Annotated in this window: 13 protein-coding genes and 1 pseudogene; 13 read left to right on the top strand and 1 reads right to left on the bottom strand. The window is 55.3% G+C overall.

Features of this window, described 5'->3' with window-relative positions:
- The first annotated feature begins 29 nt into the window (after nucleotides 1–29).
- The 4 genes from ABEG21_RS00165 (at nucleotide 30) to ABEG21_RS00150 (ending at nucleotide 3,599) form a co-directional block, all read left to right on the top strand.
- Nucleotides 30–1,106 (top strand): ABC transporter substrate-binding protein, encoded by a 1,077-nt coding sequence (locus ABEG21_RS00165; RefSeq protein ID WP_347555296.1) that lies wholly within the window; start codon nucleotides 30–32, stop codon nucleotides 1,104–1,106.
- A gap of 117 nt (nucleotides 1,107–1,223) precedes the next feature.
- Nucleotides 1,224–1,973, top strand: coding sequence for an ABC transporter permease (locus ABEG21_RS00160; protein WP_347556827.1), 750 nt, complete (start codon nucleotides 1,224–1,226; stop codon nucleotides 1,971–1,973).
- Between the two features lie 90 nt (nucleotides 1,974–2,063).
- Entirely contained in the window at nucleotides 2,064–2,873 is an 810-nt protein-coding gene (locus ABEG21_RS00155; RefSeq protein ID WP_347556826.1) for an ABC transporter ATP-binding protein, read from the top strand.
- Between the two features lie 405 nt (nucleotides 2,874–3,278).
- Nucleotides 3,279–3,599 carry a hypothetical protein gene (locus ABEG21_RS00150; RefSeq protein WP_347555295.1) on the top strand — a complete coding sequence of 107 codons (321 nt, stop codon included), beginning with the start codon at nucleotides 3,279–3,281 and terminating at the stop codon, nucleotides 3,597–3,599.
- Between the two features lie 76 nt (nucleotides 3,600–3,675).
- On the opposite strand, the gene ABEG21_RS00145 is transcribed toward ABEG21_RS00150, so the two are convergent.
- The gene (locus tag ABEG21_RS00145; RefSeq protein ID WP_347555294.1) at nucleotides 3,676–4,638 is read right to left on the bottom strand and encodes a hypothetical protein; all 963 of its coding nucleotides are present in this window, start codon (nucleotides 4,636–4,638) and stop codon (nucleotides 3,676–3,678) included.
- A gap of 404 nt (nucleotides 4,639–5,042) precedes the next feature.
- Here ABEG21_RS00145 and ABEG21_RS00140 point away from each other — a divergent pair, with 404 nt between their 5' ends.
- From ABEG21_RS00140 to ABEG21_RS00100, 9 genes and pseudogenes are all read left to right on the top strand, one after another.
- Nucleotides 5,043–7,862, top strand: a complete 2,820-nt coding sequence (locus ABEG21_RS00140) for a type VI secretion system Vgr family protein (protein WP_347555293.1) — start codon at nucleotides 5,043–5,045, stop codon at nucleotides 7,860–7,862.
- On the top strand, nucleotides 7,862–9,268 hold the full coding sequence (locus tag ABEG21_RS00135) for an N-acetylmuramidase domain-containing protein (RefSeq protein WP_347555292.1): 1,407 nt from the start codon (nucleotides 7,862–7,864) through the stop codon (nucleotides 9,266–9,268). Before ABEG21_RS00140 ends, ABEG21_RS00135 begins: the two co-directional genes overlap by 1 nt.
- A 4-nt stretch (nucleotides 9,269–9,272) precedes the next feature.
- Nucleotides 9,273–9,989, top strand: a complete 717-nt coding sequence (locus tag ABEG21_RS00130; RefSeq protein WP_347555291.1) for a hypothetical protein — start codon at nucleotides 9,273–9,275, stop codon at nucleotides 9,987–9,989.
- A gap of 316 nt (nucleotides 9,990–10,305) precedes the next feature.
- Nucleotides 10,306–11,393, top strand: a protein-coding gene (locus ABEG21_RS00125; protein ID WP_347555290.1) for an IS3 family transposase whose coding sequence is annotated in 2 segments (ribosomal slippage) — nucleotides 10,306–10,558 and nucleotides 10,558–11,393 — 1,089 coding nt in all. Because the reading frame shifts where the segments join, the coding sequence is not laid out codon by codon here.
- Between the two features lie 137 nt (nucleotides 11,394–11,530).
- On the top strand, nucleotides 11,531–12,163 hold the full coding sequence (locus ABEG21_RS00120; RefSeq protein ID WP_347555289.1) for a hypothetical protein: 633 nt from the start codon (nucleotides 11,531–11,533) through the stop codon (nucleotides 12,161–12,163).
- Nucleotides 12,164–12,318: 155 nt separating this feature from the next.
- A pseudogene (locus tag ABEG21_RS00115) lies at nucleotides 12,319–13,522 on the top strand (IS3 family transposase).
- Nucleotides 13,523–13,610: 88 nt separating this feature from the next.
- The gene (locus ABEG21_RS00110) at nucleotides 13,611–14,255 is read left to right on the top strand and encodes a hypothetical protein (protein WP_347555288.1); all 645 of its coding nucleotides are present in this window, start codon (nucleotides 13,611–13,613) and stop codon (nucleotides 14,253–14,255) included.
- Nucleotides 14,256–14,431: 176 nt separating this feature from the next.
- The gene (locus ABEG21_RS00105) at nucleotides 14,432–15,673 is read left to right on the top strand and encodes a pyridoxal phosphate-dependent aminotransferase (protein ID WP_347555287.1); all 1,242 of its coding nucleotides are present in this window, start codon (nucleotides 14,432–14,434) and stop codon (nucleotides 15,671–15,673) included.
- Between the two features lie 293 nt (nucleotides 15,674–15,966).
- Nucleotides 15,967–17,421 (top strand): DUF3375 domain-containing protein, encoded by a 1,455-nt coding sequence (locus ABEG21_RS00100; RefSeq protein WP_347555286.1) that lies wholly within the window; start codon nucleotides 15,967–15,969, stop codon nucleotides 17,419–17,421.
- Nucleotides 17,422–17,447 lie beyond the last annotated feature (26 nt).

Here is a 17,447-nt window from a genome sequence, read left to right as displayed (position 1 = left end):
GATGTTCCATCGACCACTTGGAGTCTGCAATGCGTCGCTCTCCGTCCTCCGCTCCTGCCGCACACTCCGCTGAATCCCTGACCGCGTCATCAGACGCCCCTATTGGAACGACTGCTTCCGAGATCAGCAACCCGACGCGCCGCCGCCTTCTGCTGACGGGCGCGGCGACATTGGGTGCGCTGGCTGCGCCGGCGATCGTGCGTGCGCAAAGCATGCCGAAGATCCGCATTGGTTACTGGCCGGTAGCCGCGGGCCTGCCGTTTTTCGCGGCAGTCGAAAAGGGGTATTTCAAAGACGCAGGGTTGGACGTCGAGCCGCTGCGTTTTGCCGGTGCGCAGCAGGTGATGGAAGCGATGTTGTCGGGGCGCGGCGATGGCAGTGCAAACGGTGTGGGCACGGCGAATTTGGCGATCGGCGCGATCGCTCAGCCGGGTCTGTTCAAGATTTTCTGTACGAACCCGAGCAATGCGAAGGACGTGCTCGAAGAGTTCCTTGTCCCGAAATCCAGTACGATCTCAAGCGTCGCGGGACTTGCGGGGAAGAAAGTCGCCTGCGGCCCCGGCATCCAGAACGTCACGCTCGCCAAGACGATGCTCGAACGGGCCGGCGCGAAGGGTGCCAACGTCATCGAGTTGCCCATTGCCCAGCACGTCGCCGCCATCGCGGCGGGGCAGGTGGACGGCTGCTATACGCTTGAGCCGACAGGCACGGTGGGACGCTTGAACGGCACGACGCGCGTGTTGGAGGCCGGGGTTGTCTCGCATTACATCCTGGGTGACCCCATGGCGCCGTGGCATGGTGGCGCCGCCTCGCTCACCAGCGACTTCATCAAGAAAAATCCCGAAGCCTCAACCAAGTTCATCGCCGCGTATAAGCGCGGCGTCACCTTGGTGCGGCAACAGCCGGACGAGGCGCGTCAATATTTGAAGGGCTATACGGCGATCGAAGGCGCGTTGACGAAGGAAGTCCCGCTGGCTGCCTACATGATGTACGACGAATTCAAGGCCAGCGACGCCGCCTACTTCCAGAAGTTCTACGACTTGTTCACCGAGAAGAAAATATTCTCGCAGAAAGTGGACGTCGGTCCGCTGATCTACAAGGCTTGAGCGATGAACAAGGTGCCTGCCCCAGACGCCGTTGTGTCATCGGCGCAAGCCGAACCGGTCTTGCGCCCTCCTGGCTGGACGCCGCCCGCCTCGACCGATGCCGCGCCCAAACCGCCGATGATCGATCGCGTGCTGCCGTTCATCGGTCCGATCGTGCTGTTCGTCATCTGGGACCTCGTCGTGCGGGCCGGGCTGATCAAGGCGATCCTGCTGCCGAGTCCCGAGGACACGTTGATCGCCTTGGTCACGGGGTTGGCAGGCGGTGCCTTATTACAGGACTTCCTGATCACCTGCGGGCGCACATTGGAAGCGTTCGCGATTGCCGCTGTTATCGGGATGCCGCTCGGTATTCTGCTTGGCAGTAACGAGCGAGCGTATCGGAGCGTCGAGTTTCTGATCGACTTTTTCCGCTCGACGCCTTCGTCGGCATTGATTCCTTTATTCCTGTTGATTTTTGGGACGTCGGATATCAACAAGGTCGCGATTGCGGCATTCGGCGCCGTGCTGATTGTCATTTTCAACAGCGCGTACGGCGTGATGAATGCGCGTAAACAGCGTGTGATGGCGGCCAAGGTGATGGGCGCATCGCGGTGGCGGATTTTCAAGGACGTGTTGTTGTGGGAGAGTTTGCAGCCCAGTTTCGTCGGCTTGCGCTCGGCGGTATCGATGGCGCTGGTGATCGTGATCGTCGCGGAAATGTTTATCGGCTCGGAAAGCGGTTTGGGTCACACGATCATCGACGCGCAGCAAGTGCTGAATGTCAAAACCATGTATGCCGCCATCCTCTCGGCGGGCATGCTGGGTTATGTGTTGAACATCGTGTTCCTGGTGCTGGAGCGACGGGTAGTGCATTGGAGCGGCCGATAATCATGAAGCAAGCACAGTGAGGCGAGCGCGATGAGCCTGGAAAAGACGGAACCGAACGGCACGCTGCTCCGCGATGCGGGGAGGGGCGGCATGCGTCCAACCGCGTACGCCGATGTCCCGACGCCGCCATTTCGGCCGGGCCCTGCGGGCACGCACATCACCATCCGCGGCTTGACCAAATACTTCGCCGGATGGCCGCTGTACGACAATTTCGATCTCGATATTCCGAAGAACAAGATCATCTCGATATTCGGGCCAAACGGCTGCGGCAAGAGCACGCTGATCAATATGATTGCCGGGTTGGTGCCCATCGATCGCGGCGAGATCTTGTTCGATGGAAAGTCCTTGCGCGATACGCGTGTGGGGTATGTGTTTCAGAACTATCGCGAGGCGCTCTTTCCGTGGATGCGCACGATCGACAACATCGCTTATCCGTTGATACTGGAGGGGAAGAGCAAGGCGGAGGTGGATCGTCGGATGGCGGAGCTGGTGGCGTCGTTCGATGTGAAGTTCGATCTGAAGCGCTATCCGTATGAGTTGTCGGGCGGACAGCAGCAGACGGCGTCGATCATGCGAGCGCTCGCGCCTGGGCCGGAAGTGCTATTTCTGGATGAACCGTTTTCCGCGCTGGATTTCGAGATGACCTTGTTCATCCGCGAGAAGCTGCAGGAAGTGTTCATGCAGACGGGGACGACGATGATGCTCGTGTCGCACGATCTGGAAGAAGCGGTGTATCTGGCCGATTACGTGCTGCTACTCACCAAACGCCCGACGCAGGTCGCCGAGATGTTGCCGTACGATGCAGTGCGGCCCAGGACGGTCGATACCTTATCGACGCCGGGTTTTGTTGCGACGAAAAAAGAGAGTTTGAGGATTTTTCAGCAAGAGATGCGGCGCTAGGCTTCGACGTTGTGCAGCTAGGGTGGTGCTGGAAGTTTCGTACGGAACCATCGCACGGCACGGGTGACGAACTGCGTGTTGGCGATTGGCGAACCCGCTTAATTGCCCGAACCGTCAGTGGGGGCAATATACCGTGATTGCTTTGATCAATCCGCTTCAGCAGACGTCGCGCGTGGTTGGTGGCGGAGGGGGCCTATTCGGGGCGATTGCCTGCGCTCTACTTCCTGCTTTTTTCCTCGCGTTTTATCCAGGCCACGTAGTCGGGGCCGCTGATTCCGTATTCCTTCTGACGATGACAGCGTTAGCGGCAATGTGCGCTACGCGGGTCGCATTTCGCCTCTGGCGTGAAGATGCCATGGGTGTGGGTGCGCGGTCTGTGCACGTCGTTCGGAAGGAGAGAAATCCATGGCGGTAATCACCTTCCCCGAGAGAAAGTCCGAAAGCGTCTTTATCCCCAGTCTGTGTTTGATGATTTCGCTCTGCCTTGGCGCAGTGATCGCGCTTTTCTTGAAAATGCCGCCCACGGACTTTCCTGGTGTCAGGCCGAGTGTGGCGCATCACGTCGCCTTCTTGATCGGACCGGTGGCGTATGAAGCGATGAATGTGCTGTCCGTGATATTTGCGTTTGACGCGATTTCATCCGGAGAGCGACACAAGCTTCGGCGATGGTCGATCTGTCAGGCGCTTGGGTTGACTTGTTTCGTGGTGGGGTTAGTGTTGGTTTGAGTTCGGGGCGTCGCCGATAGCCTCGGCGGCTGCCGGTCAACTGCTTGAGCGTGAACCGGAATGTTTCAGAGGCAAACTATCTATCGCCGTTGACCATTTGAGAGAAGCTCAGTATCGTGCCGCCGCAACAAGTATTTGCCTTAAGGTAAATGTCGAACGTCTTATCGACGATGGAATAGCTCACCGTCACAATGCCAGCATTGTCGTACTCGTCGTTATGCAAATAGCGCCCCGAAATCGTCGGTATAGAATCCGCTTTGTCGCTTGCCAGTAGGTATAGGGTTTCATTTTGAACAATAGACGAGGAGGGCAGATTTTTAAGGTCTGCGTCGGTCACGCTGTCGTGCTGCCGTGTGATTTCATATTGCATCCCTGAATCGCGGTACGGTATGGTGAGCAGCACCTTTCCCGCCAGACTCAGTTGAGTCGTGAGCGATCGGTCGACAGTGACCGTCATATTGTTAAGCTGCCATCGGTCATCGGGCGTGAGCGGCACATCCGATTCCTCACGTCGTCCCGAGCCGATGTTCGATATGTCAGATTTCCATCGGCCATTTCTTATGACCGTGTCCCACATGGTGTTGATGCCGCCGCTGCCACTCACTTTAGCGAGCTTATAGGTCCCAATCGCGTTTGTGAGAATGTCTCGCTTCGAGCCGATGGTAATTTCTGATGTCTGATGCGCGTCAACGCGCAGACGACGGTCGCCATTAGGTGAGGTCCAGACGCCGTTCATTTGATCTCGAATAACAGTGACATTGAACGTGCCGGTGCGTTGACCCTCGGGCCCAACCTCTTCCATTGTAAAGACACCGGACGCGTCGATCTTCCCTTGCAAAGAGAGATATCGTTGTTTCCCGGTGTAGCGATAGTAACCGCTCAGCTTCCCATCCACTTCTTTGAGATCCATCGTGAAAGCCAAACGACCATCTATTCGACCTGCGAATTTCTTATGGAAGTAGTGAGTGTCAGCGTGCGCCGTACTGACTAAAGCTGCAGACAGAAGCGAGGCGATGAATTGCAATAAAAGCCGATTCATGGGATGTCGTAGTATTGAAATGTGCATTGTGTCTGCGCGACCCGTTGCGGACGGCCGAGCGTCAAATGAGGCACTGCCGCGTGAATTTTCAGCCCATAGTCAAGGGTTTGACCGGTTTGGGGCGAGGAATAGGGTATCCCAAGCTATACATCCGTGTGATTACTGAGTCGGGCGTGGTGTTGTAGGCGCATCGCCGCAGTTGTACGGCAGGTCGTCGAATCGTTAGGTATATCAACATCGAATAAAAAATCGTGCACTTATTTAATGTTTTTGAAAGGAATAGCCATCTTTCGATAAGTATCTGGTTCTGTCGGATTAAGACAGACCGTCCTTGCTCGCATACTGGCCTTTCTCTACAATGTTCGGCATCGCCCAGGCCTGGGCTTTCTGCACTACGTTAAGACATGGCACTGGGGGACGCAATTTCCGCGCTGACGTCGGGCACTTTGCAGGCGCAGCGGCTGTTGAAGCTCGATACGGGATTATCGAACGTGTCGCTGGTACCGGTGCGCGCAATAGGCGAGAGCCGCGTTGGACGGCAGTTTTCGTTCACGATCGACGCCGTTTCGACCGCGTCCGATATCGCGCTCAAGCAGCTGATCGCGCAGCCGGTGACGCTGTGGGTCCAGCAAGCTGATCAGACTTACCTGCCGCACAACGGTTACGTGCATCAGGCGCGCCGGCTTGGCTCGGATGGCATGCAAACCACTTACCAGCTGTCATTCTCCAGCTGGTTGAATTTTCTGAAGTTTCGGAAAGATGCGAGGATCTGGCAAAACCGCACGACGGACCAGATCATTACCGACGTCTTCAATGAACATCCGCAGGGTCGTGGCGCATTCCAGTTCTCCCTGAGTAACACGTTGCCATCGCGGTCGTTCTGCGTGCAATACGAGGACGACTGGACCTTTGTCCATCGGCTGATGGAGCAGGAGGGGCTGTTCGGATATTTCACACAGGCCGCCGACGGGAAGTCGCACACCCTGATCGTTACCGACAACCTCTATGCTTTCCCGCAGATCTCGTCTGACTCCATCGACTTCTATCGCGCCGGCGCGGGCAGCGAGGCGAATGCACTCACGCAGTGGTCAGGTGAGCGGACGTTGCAAAGCGCGCAACTGACGACGCGTACCTACGACTACAAGAGTCCCTCTACCGGCTTTGCAAAAGGCACGGATACGCCGACGATGCCGAACCAGGGCAACTTACCATCGCAGACCGAGGTGTACGAGTACACGGGGCCGTACACGTACAACGTTCAGGATCGAGGCAATTCGCTGTCGAAGATTAGGATGGAGGAATGGGAATCGCGAGCGAAGCGGTTCTTTGGCAGCGGTGGCGTGCGTGGGGTGGATGCCGGGCAATGGTTCACGCTCCAGGACCACGATGTGCATATGAACGGCGGCGCGCAGGAACGCCAGTTTGCCGTGCTCGACGCCCGCTGGGTCATTGAAAACAATATTGCCGTATCGGTCGATGCGACCGATTTCCCATTCAGTTTGAAGCAAGAGGTCAGCGCGATTCGCGCCGCGCAGGAAGCGCAGAGCGGCGAGGTGCATACGCTCGGGTCGGCTGCGTCGGGGTTACTGTCGCGCGTGACAGGATCGGGCACGAGCAGCAGCCCGACTAGCAGCGGCGACGGATTCTATCTCGTGGAGATCGAAGCGCAGCGGCGCACGGTGCCATTTCGCAGCCCATTCGATCATCAGAAGCCGAAGATGCAAATGCAGACGGCGACTGTGGTCGGGCCGTCGGGGCAAGAGGTCTACACGGACAGCTTGAACCGGATCAAGGTGCGCATGCATTGGGATCGGCTGAACCCTGGTGACGAGAACGCCTCATGTTGGATGCGTGTGGCGCAGTCGGACAGCGGAGGGAAGTACGGTGGCGTTCATACGCCGCGTATTGGCGAGGAAGTGATTGTCTCCTGGCTCGATGGTGATTGCGATCGACCGCTCGTGACAGGGCGTTTGTATAACGGCGGTACTACGCCGAATTGGCATTCGAACGGAATCCTCTCGGGCTTCAAGTCGAAAGAGTATGGCGGCAGTGGATATAACCAGCTCGTGATGGACGATGCGACTGGGCAGAATCGGGCGCAGCTTTATAGCAGTACGGCGAATACGGGTCTCCACCTAGGCTATTTGATCGATCACGTGAACAATTCGCGTGGCGCGTATCAGGGGACAGGTTTTGATCTGGTGTCGAATGCGTACGGCGCATTGCGCGCTACCCAAGGCTTGTATGTGAGCACGTATCCGACGACAGCGCAGCCGATGGATGCGAGTGAGGCGCGTAAGCAGTTGGCGTTGTCTGAGAGTGTGATGAACGGCATGTCGAAGCTGGCGACGACTGCACAAGCTGAAGGACTGGATGCTGGGCAGGAGGCGCTGAAGCGGTTTGCCGCTGCGACACAGCGAAGTGTGGAAGGGGCTTCGGCGTCGGGAGGAAATACCGCGGGCGGCGGTACAGGAAGCGCAAACCAATTCAACGAACCGGTAGTGCTGATGGCGAGTCCCGGTGGGATTGGGCTGTCTACACAAGAGTCCGTGCATCTTGTCGCAGACAAGCAGGTGAACGGCGTGAGCGGTGGGAACACGACTCTCGCCATTGGGAAGTCACTACTGGCTAGCGTGAAAGAAACAATTAGCCTATTTGCGCAAAATTCGGGGATTAAAGCTTTTGCTGCGAAGGGTAGGGTTGAGATTCAAGCTCAATCGAACAGTATTGATATGATCGCGCGGAAGGCTGTGATGGTTATATCTGCGACGGACGTTGTCGAGATAGGGGCAAAGAAAGACATACTTCTGACCAGCGGCGGCGCGTATATCCGAATCGCCAACGGCAATATCGAGATTCATACGCCAGGACAGGTGGATGTGAAGGCTAGCGCTCATGATTTCAGTGGTCCGACGAACATGCACTATCCGTTTACAGCCTTGCCGCTGACCAAAGATCAGCAGCGTTACAGCAATCTGCTCGATTTATCGGGACTCGATGCCATCGACGACCGGTCCGTGCATGAGTGGGCTCACGCTTCGTATTACATCGTCGATGATACTGGCACAACTCTCGCATGTGGAGAAACAGATCAATACGGTGTCGGGTCCCGATTTTTTACCGCATCGGAACAGCCGGTCCACGCCTGGGTCGAAGGTGACGAGTGGTTGGTTTCGGAGGAAATTCAACTCGATGCGATTGACCCTAGCGAGGAAAGCGTTTGATGGCAAATGAAAGCACGCTTTATACGATCGAGTCTGGCGATACTCTGTCGGGTATAGCGCATAAAGAGGGCGTTGCCTGGCAGACTATCGCTAACATTAATAATATTCGGGATCCTCGTTCCCTGCGTATCGGCCAGGTTCTCAAAATCCCTCGCAAAGTGGGCAAAGTAAAGGCGCATGTACTGGACGCCGATCATAACCCTCTGCGCAACGTCAACTACAAGATCGTAAGCGGTGGGAAAACTGTATCGGGAACGACCGGTGCCACCGGCGAGACGCAAGAGGTGACCCCTTTCGCAGTCGGTGACCTGGTCGAGTTGGTCGTTCAGAAGCTGGATGGTACCTGGAAGAAGATCTATCAGACGGAAAGTGACGCCGTCGACAAATTGGTCACACTGGTCAGCCCGCGTTTGAAGATATCGATGCAAACGTTGCTTCATCCCCCTGAGAGCAAGTCGCCGGGTGAAAGCTCAGACAAGAAACGGCAGCCGAAAGCTCCTGCACAGGGCGCGCAGACGCTGTCGACTTTTGCGCCGGGAAAGGGAGTTAAGACGGAGCAAACAAAAGATGCACAGGGTGCGCCAGTAACCAAGGTGACGAGTGATGATGCATCGTTCGACGACTTTCTCGACACGTATTCCGGTGAGACGATCACGGAGCAGGACTTCATTGATGCAGCCAAAGCCTTGGGCTGTGAAGTGAACGTCATTAAGGCTGTCCACGAGACCGAAGCAGGTGCGGGTAGTTTCAAAAAGGTGGATGGTCGAATGGTACCGACCATTTTATACGAACGTCACTACTTCTATAAGTATAACGGCCATAAATACTGGGACACAAATCCTGATCTTTCTTATCCGTACGGATATTACGCGATGGGGACCAAATACATCAAAAAAACGGTGCATATGGTCAAGACCGATGGAACTCCAACTGACGTAGATATGTGGGTTCGATTCAATAAAAAGAAGGACAAGGAACACGCAGATGAGGCTGAGACAGGCGCAAAGCTTTTGAAAGACGGCGACATAACAAAAGACCGTGATACGTACAGTACATTGAGCTATAAACGGCTGAAGAAAGCTTATAAGCTCGATGCATCGGCAGCGTTAAAGTCGTGCTCGTGGGGCGCGTTCCAAATTATGGGAGCAAATTTTGCCGCGGTTGGGTACGCGTCCGTGGAAGCCATGGTCAGGGAGTTGTCGAAGTCTGAGCGGCCACATTTGAAAGCGTTCATTGCTTTCATCAAATCGAACAAAAAACTGATGGATGCAGTTCGAAACAAAGATTTCACGGAATTCGCCTTGAACTACAACGGACCAGGTTATAAACAAAATGACTATGACGGGACGATGAAAAAACACTATGACGCTTTAGTGGCGAAAGACGCCGCTGTTAAAAAAGGATGAACTTATGCACGGCATGCTCAAGGATACCCGCGAACTATCCTATTCAGTGCGGCGGCTCGCGGTGACTGTTTTGTCGCTTGCGGCGCTGGGAGGCGCCATTGTAAAGCCCGCCCAGGCCGACGATAGCGGAACTTTGCAGTCAGGTGTTTATACGCTTCGGACCGACCCGAATAGTCAATTGGACTCTCGCAAGGTATATCTGGCCGTGGATCAAGGCGAGGTCAGCGGATATTTTGATAACCCCTACACGCAACCCGCTCGTAACGTTCCTGACCTCGACCCGACCTGTCGATTTCTATTGCACGGTTCGGTAAGTGATGGCACTCATATCGTGCTGCAGTCTTCCTATCCTGAGAAAGAAAGTGGAAAGTCAGAGTCTGGTGGAACGCTGACGCTGACCAAGAACGACCGAGGATGGGAGGTTACCGTCAATGGCGACCTTCCGAATTGCGAGGTCGCAACGGTTAGCGATGGCGAGACTTTGACGTTGAGCAAAGTGCAGCCTGACTGGCGTGGATTTGGTTACGTAGCGGTGGCGAAGGCTCCTCTTTATACATCCGCCTCCGAGAGAGCGAAGTCGGCTGCGTATCTTGTGCGTTACGATCCGGTGGCCGTGTTGCGTCAGTCAGGGCAACCTGGCTGGTTATATGCGGAGTATCTCAATGCGCGAAAAGGCGTTTTGAAACGTTGGATGAAATCAAGTGACGTTCAGGAAAAGTGACGCAGATTGAATCGAACCGATAGGCGCCGCGCGCTTCAGCAACCTCTTCGATAAATGGCTGACAAGATCTGGCCAATCCACATTACGCCAGAACTTGTCTCGGCCAACTATTGCACAGGATGGTTCGCAGCCCCCAGGTCGGCGGGACGGCAGCGGATGACTGCGATGTCGAAACGCGCTCATCAATAGATTTTCAATGGGACTGTCAGATATTTTGTGTTCGAGGCGGGGAAGTCCTCCCACAGGTAGTCTCCCCACAGAATAGCGGTCGTTCAGCGTAGAATTTTCTCGCAGCAGCATCGATAGGAAATTTTGCATGAAGACGTCCCGATTTACGAAAAGCCAAATCATCGCGATATTGAAGCAGGCAGAGGCCGGAACGCCTGTGCCGGAGCTTTGCCGTGAGCACGGAATGAGCAGCGCGAGCTTCTACAAATGGCGCTCGAAGTACGGCGGCATGGACGCGGCGCTAATGACGCGAATGAAAGAGTTAGAGGCCGAGAACGCTCGACTAAAGAAGATGTATGCCGAAGAGCGTCTGAAAGCGGAGGTCGTGCGCGAGGCGCTTGAAAAAAAGTGGTGAAGCCATCTCGTCGACGCGAGATGGCCCAACGAGCTGTACGGGAACGCGGGATGAATATTCGCCAGGCGTGCATGGCGTTCGGCATCAGCGAGACCTGCTACCGCTATGAATCCAAGCAATGCGCCGAAAACGATGTCATCGCTGATTGGCTGATGAAGCTGACGCACAATCAGCGCAATTGGGGCTTCGGCTTATGTTTTTTGTACCTGCGTAACGTCAAAGGGTTCGGCTGGAATCACAAAAGGGTTTATCGGATATACCGGCAGTTGGAACTGAATTTACGTATCAAACCGCGCAAGCGCCTCGTGCGTGAACAGCCTGAGCCCTTGGCGGTGCCGACGGCATTGAACGAATGTTGGTCGATGGACTTCATGCACGACCAACTGGCCGATGGCCGTAGCATCCGCTTGTTCAATGTGATTGATGACTTCAATCGCGAAGGATTGTGCATTGATGTGGACTTCTCGTTGCCAGCACTGCGCGTGATTCGTTCGTTGAATCAAGTCATCGAGTGGCGTGGGGCACCGCAAAAAATTCGGTGCGATAACGGCCCGGAATATGTCAGCGAGGCACTGAAAGACTGGGCTGAAAAGCGTGGCATCGTGCTGCAATTTATCCAACCGGGTAAGCCACAACAAAACGCCTACATCGAACGCTATAACAAAACCGTGAGATACGATTGGCTTGCCCATTACCACTTCGACACAGTCGCCGAGTTGCAAGACTATGCGACCAAGTGGCTATGGTCATACAATCCCGAACGTCCGAACACAGCTATCGGCGGTATTCCGCCAAAACAGAAGTTGGCCATTGCAGCCTAGCCGCTACCCACGACAGCCATTAAAAATGGGGGGACTACCCCCGTTCGTAATTGACAGACGTAACCCGCGGACCAGCGCAAAGGAAGATCCGGAAACGAGAACCGATAAAGTCCGGGAGACCACAGCTAGCCTATTTCATGAACTTTAAACGATACGCTACACGTTTCTTAGGTGCATTGCACTTGCTCACGGCGGCTGGCTTTGCGTCAGGTAATTCATTCGCCGCCGAGGCTCTTCCTATCGGTTCGGATAACGAAATATATGCAAAAATAGGAAGTTGCAACTTTCGATTCGCGTCAATGCAGGGAGTCCGATATGCCAATCCTGAGGAGGGGAAAAACCCTCAGATTGGGGCAATTTTATTTGATTACGGAGGGAAAACGGCATTGTCTCGTGTTGGCTTGCCGATTTCGCTGACCTGCGAGGATGCGAAAGAGCCGGATGCGATCGCCAATCTCCTGGCCGCCGTATATCGAGACGGGCAATGGGAAGCTAAGGACGGGGACGGGAACTGGGTTGTGCAGTTTGACAGAACCGCCAGAGTTCAAACCTTCGAAATTCACGGGAGAAATGCTTGGGGTAAAGCACTGCTGTATAACGACGCGGTCGGAGACGAAGATCAACGGTCACGGCATATTAATTTTTGCATGATTCATAACTCGGTCGCGCTGTGTGGCCGCGGCAGTGTTCAGTGGCTGAGAAACCCAAAGGTCGACTCAACAAGTGAGATGAAGCAATTGATTGAGTCCATCCAATTCATTGATCGTTGATGTTATTTGATGGCCTTCGATCCGTGAAGCGATCAGTCGATGTAGACCGTTCCGGCCTTGCTGGAACATCCCCTTGAATCTCCGGACATAGTCTCTACCGTAAAATAGCGGGTAGGCATACGGTTGTGTTTAAGACTAACGGCAGGCAGGAAGTGATGGAAGTGTTGACGAGGCCGGAGCGCCGGCGACGATGGTCCGCCGAAGAGAAAGCGGCGATGGTGCGAGAGAGCGTCGAGCCCGGTAAGACGGTCTCGATGGTTGCTCGCCAGAACGGGGTAAATCCGAACCAGTTATTCCACTGGAAGAAACTGTACCAGGACGGCAGCCTGTCGGCCGTGTCGGCTGGCGAGGAAGTTGTACCGGCCTCGGAGCTGTCGGACGCGTTGAAGCAGATTCGTGAATTGCAGCGATTGCTTGGCAAGAAGACGGTGGAAGTCGAAATTCTGAAGGAGGCGGTGGAATACGGTCGCCAAAAAAAGTGGATTGCGCGCTCGCCCTCATTGCCGGAGGACGAGCGGTGAAGCAGGTCTGCGACGCTCTGGGCGTTGCGCGTTCGAACGTCTCGGTGAAACGTACTCGAGCTGCGGATTGGCAAGATGGGCGTTCGGCCGAGCGAGGCAACGATACAGCGTTGGTTGCTGAAATCCAGCAGACCGTGAAGGACTTGCCGAGCTATGGTTATCGGCGCGCCTGGGGTCTGATGCGTAGCGAGCGGGAGCGTTCGCAGGCAGCGCCCGTGAACCACAAACGCGTCTATCGCGTGATGCGTGCTCACGGGCTGCTGCTGCAACGCAAGCCGAGGCGGCCAACCATCATTCGGCGACATGACGGTCGAGTGGCAGTCGACAAAAGCAATCAGCGATGGTGCTCCGATGGCTTCGAGTTCCGATGCGAGAACGGCGAGCCATTGCGTGTGACGTTCGCCTTGGACTGCTGCGACCGAGAAGCGATGAGCTGGGTGGCGACCACTGCGACTATACGGGGAACGACGTGCGTGACGTGATGCTTGCGGCGGTGGAGCATCGATTTGGGAATGTCGATGGCGTGCCCAGCGCAATTGAGTGGCTCAGTGATAATGGTTCGGGCTATATTGCGCACGAGACGCGGGCATTTGCGAACGGTATCGGTCTTACGCCGCTCACAACGCCGGTGTGCAGTCCGCAAAGTAACGGGATGGCGGAGAGCTTCGTGAAGACGATGAAACGTGACTACGTCGCCTTTATGCCCAAGCCTGATGCGATGACGGCCGTACAAAATCTGGCGCTCGCCTTCGAGCATTACAACGAGAAGCACCCACATAGCGCGTTGAAGTATCGCTCCCCACGCGAGTTTCGACGCAAGACAGAGTCATTAACCTAGGTGTGATGCTGTGTCCGGTTATGCAGGGGCAAATCCATGGACCGACTTCCATTTCCAGACGTGCATAGTTCCTTGCAAGATCTTCCTGATGCGTGACAATTCTATTATGACTATCTGGAAACTCCTCTCAGCATTTAGGTCCATCCGTTTGTTTACTGCATTGCTTCTGCTAGCGTCGAATCATGCATTCGCTGCAGACGCGTCGCCTCTAATGAAAGAGATATCCGCGAAAATTGGAATGTGTCAAGTCCGTCTCCCGTATGTGCCTGACGCAAATTTTTCAAAGCCTGAGCCAGGAAGCTATCCGCAAAACGGATCAATTTTTTTTGATGATGGTGGTAAGTCGTTGATGTCACGGATTGGGGCTTCGATTGTGTTGAGTTGTGTAGATGCAAAGAACAAAGATTTTATGAGGATACAGCTGGGCGCTTCGTTCGAGAATGGACGTTGGCTCAGTGAAGATGACGACGGGCATTGGACAGTCCCATTTAGTAAAAACGAGCATGCTGCCGGACTAGAACTACACGGGAAAAACTCAATAGGTGAGGCGTTTCTATACAGCGATGCAAGTGGAGACGAAGATAAGCGCGTTCGTCATATGAATTTTTGTTTGGTGCACGATGGGGTCGCGTTGTGCGGTACGAGTAATGTCCAGATGCTTCGTCATCCAGAGATTGACTCAACCCAAAGTTTGAAGACGCTAGTCGAGTCGATTGAATTCATTAATCCGTAGGAGAATAGCGGCCGTACACGATCTGACCTCCTCCCGCTTAGACCTGCCGCTTGCTTTGCGAGGCATCGAGTTACGCTGAATTTCCCACATCGTGGTATCTGGTGTCGAAAAGACGTCAAACGCTATTTTGACCGGATGCAATGGGTCGCGGCTGCTGAAACAATGTTGGGCTGACGATGGCCGTCATCGGCGCCCTGTCGGTCTGCCGTGATGTAACGAAAGTGCGTCTCCGAGCAATCAACCCAGTTCCTCCCATGCCGCTAGTAAAAGACTCAATCCTCGCCGTCCAAGACTCCCCTATCATCGAAATCTGGAAGCTGGCACCTCAGCGTCCCGACGTGATTCCGCTTTGGGCGGGCGAAAGCGATCTGCCAACGCCTGACTTCATCTCGAATGCCGCCATCGCTGCGTTACAGCGCGGGAATACCTTTTATTCGACGATGCGCGGAATCCCGCCGCTGAGAGCTGCAATCGCGCGGTACTACAAGCGACTCAGCGGTGCGGAGATCGAAGACGACCGTATCGCAGTCACGTCGTCGGGAATGTTAGCAGCGATGTTGATCGCACAGACCGTGGTCGGCCCGGGGGACAACGTGGTTTGCGTGACGCCATCGTGGCCGAACATCCTGCGGGCGATCGAGGTAGCAGGGGGCCAGGTACGGAGCGTATCGTTGCATTCCGATGTTACGGGTTGGTCGCTGGACTTGGACAAGCTCTTGGCAGCCTGCGATGAGCGCACAAAAGGCATCTACTTCGCCTCCCCGGGCAATCCGACGGGCTGGATGATCGACCCTGAGCAACAACGCCGACTTCTTGATTTCGCGCGTGAGCGGAATATCGCCTTGATCGCGGATGAGGTCTATCAGCGCATCGTGTATGACCGTCCTTTCGCGGCATCGCTGCTGGATATCTGCGGTCCGGACGATCCCGTATTTGTTATCAACAGCTTTTCCAAAGCCTGGGCGATGACGGGATGGCGCATGGGGTGGATGGTCTATCCGCGAGCGCTAAAAGGCACGATGGAAAAGCTGATTCAGTTTAGCGTCAGCGGTGGGCAAGCGTTTCTGCAAGAAGCCGGGATTGTCGCGCTGGATGAGGGCGAGCCGTTCGTCGAGTCCTTCGTCGCACGTTGCAAGCAGGGGCGAGAGTTCGTACTGAAGAAGCTGGCAGAGATGCCGAAGGTGAAGGTCGTCCCGAACGCTGCGTCGTTCTATTTAATGCTCGCGGTTGAAGGGGAGACGGACACGCTGGAGTTCTGCAAAAGGGCGCTGCTGGAAGCAGGCGTCGGCCTTTCCCCAGGGATCGCATTCTCGCAGGAATCCTCGGGGCAGATCCGTATTTGCTACGCGAAGAGTAATACGATGCTGGAGTCGGCGATGGAGCGGTTAGGGAATTTTCTTGCGTCGCAGCCGGGGTAGCGTTGCGTCCGTTACCACATTACGTCAGAAATGACTCCCGTCTTCAACGAAACCAGCGCTGTCTTTTAATAGGAGGACGCTCTTCGCGGTATCGCTAGCTCGGCGGCAGCCTTTAGACGGCACGCCCGCGTCATGCCACTCACGGATGCGCAAACGATAGACATGGCACATGGCCTATATCCAAGGGACTGCCCATATCGCATCAAGACTGTGTAAAAATACAGCTTTCCGGCATGATTCGAACGTCGAATGCGGAATCTTGATCTTAATGAGCGCCGTAGAGGCACTGTGCCATGACTCCAGACTTTGCCACGTTATCCGCTTTGCGGATGAACCATCCGGCTTGGCGCCTCCTTCGTTCCGATCATGCACCGTTGATCGCTAGTTTTTTGCACCGCATTTTCATTGCACCAAACCTGCGCGAGATTACCGCAGCCGATCTTGCCGAGGCTCTCGAAGACGAGCTCTTCATGCTGCGACAGCAGCTTGGTGATGACGCATTCCCCAAAGCGGCATCGGCCTATTTAAACGATTGGTCGGCGGCGGATAAGGGCTGGCTACGCAAATTCTACCGTGCAGGCAGTGACGAAGCCCAGTTCGACCTCACGCCGGCGACAGAGAAAGCGATCGCTTGGCTTCTCGAACTCGATGCGCGGGAATTTGTCGGCACCGAATCCAGACTGCTGATGTTGTTCGATCTGCTCAAGCAGATGAGTCAGGGAACGGAGCCCGACGCGAACAAGCGCATTGAAGCACTGCAGGACCAGCGCGACGCGTTGGACCGCGAGATCGAGCGTATCCGTGACGGCGACGTGTCGTTATTGGATGAAACCGCCGTCAAGGAACGCTTTCAGCAGTTTGTTCAGGGCGTACGGGCCTTGCTGATGGATTTTCGAGAGGTGGAGCATAACTTCCGGTCATTGGATCGACGGGTACGAGAACGCATCGCCCTATGGGACGGAAGCAAAGGCGCCTTGTTGGAAAGCATCATGGGTGAACGTGATGCGATCGCCGATTCGGATCAAGGGAAGAGCTTCCGCGCTTTCTGGGAATTTCTCTTATCAACGAGCCGTCAAGAAGAGCTGACGCGCCTCATCGATCAGGTGCTGGCACTCCCCGCAGTTGCGGCACTCAGTCCCGACAAACGTACCCGACGTGTCCATTACGATTGGATCGAAGCGGGCGAATACGCCCAACGTACCGTTGCGCAATTATCGCAACAATTGCGCCGATTCCTCGATGAACAGGCGTGGCTCGAAAACCGACGGATCATGGAAATCCTCCGAGGTATCGAAGGCCATGCACTGAACGTGCGCGATATGCCACCCGCCGGCGCGTTTATGGAGATTGATGATACGCAAGCGGCTATCGAATTGGCAATGGAGCGAGTGCTGTTCAATCCGGCGCTAAAGATCTCGCTCGCAAACGTCGTCGTTGCGTCCGGGGAGGAGGACATCGACCCTGCAGCGCTGTTTGACCAAGTGATTGTGGACAAATCCGTGCTGTCAGGGAACCTGCGCCAAGCGCTGCAGGACCGCGATCAGATTACGCTGACGGAGTTACTGGACCGCTATCCGCTCCGTCAAGGTCTCGCCGAGATCGTCGCCTACCTGCAGATAAGTAGCGAATCGTTTTCGAGTCGTATCGATGAAGATACATTGGAGCAGATACATTGGCAGGCGCAATCGGTTGACGGAGAGACGACAATGCGAAGCGCCCGGATGCCACGTGTTATTTTCTTGCGTTAGACGGATAGGAACAAAGGTGGGGCAGC

Origin of the sequence: Robbsia sp. KACC 23696 (assembly GCF_039852015.1) — a bacterium.
Taxonomy (GTDB): domain Bacteria; phylum Pseudomonadota; class Gammaproteobacteria; order Burkholderiales; family Burkholderiaceae; genus Robbsia.
This window is presented reverse-complemented; position numbering and strand designations above follow the sequence as displayed.

Bases quoted from the DNA above. Each gene is read 5' to 3' on its own strand.
- ABEG21_RS00165 (WP_347555296.1), top strand. From the start codon at position 30: ATGCGTCGCTCTCCGTCCTCCGCTCCTGCCGCACACTCCGCTGAATCC.
- ABEG21_RS00160 (WP_347556827.1), top strand. From the start codon at position 1,224: ATGATCGATCGCGTGCTGCCGTTCATCGGTCCGATCGTGCTGTTCGTC.
- ABEG21_RS00155 (WP_347556826.1), top strand. From the start codon at position 2,064: ATGCGTCCAACCGCGTACGCCGATGTCCCGACGCCGCCATTTCGGCCG.
- ABEG21_RS00150 (WP_347555295.1), top strand. From the start codon at position 3,279: ATGGCGGTAATCACCTTCCCCGAGAGAAAGTCCGAAAGCGTCTTTATC.
- ABEG21_RS00145 (WP_347555294.1), bottom strand. From the start codon at position 4,638: ATGAATCGGCTTTTATTGCAATTCATCGCCTCGCTTCTGTCTGCAGCT.
- ABEG21_RS00140 (WP_347555293.1), top strand. From the start codon at position 5,043: ATGGCACTGGGGGACGCAATTTCCGCGCTGACGTCGGGCACTTTGCAG.
- ABEG21_RS00135 (WP_347555292.1), top strand. From the start codon at position 7,862: ATGGCAAATGAAAGCACGCTTTATACGATCGAGTCTGGCGATACTCTG.
- ABEG21_RS00130 (WP_347555291.1), top strand. From the start codon at position 9,273: ATGCACGGCATGCTCAAGGATACCCGCGAACTATCCTATTCAGTGCGG.
- ABEG21_RS00120 (WP_347555289.1), top strand. From the start codon at position 11,531: ATGAACTTTAAACGATACGCTACACGTTTCTTAGGTGCATTGCACTTG.
- ABEG21_RS00110 (WP_347555288.1), top strand. From the start codon at position 13,611: ATGCGTGACAATTCTATTATGACTATCTGGAAACTCCTCTCAGCATTT.
- ABEG21_RS00105 (WP_347555287.1), top strand. From the start codon at position 14,432: ATGGCCGTCATCGGCGCCCTGTCGGTCTGCCGTGATGTAACGAAAGTG.
- ABEG21_RS00100 (WP_347555286.1), top strand. From the start codon at position 15,967: ATGACTCCAGACTTTGCCACGTTATCCGCTTTGCGGATGAACCATCCG.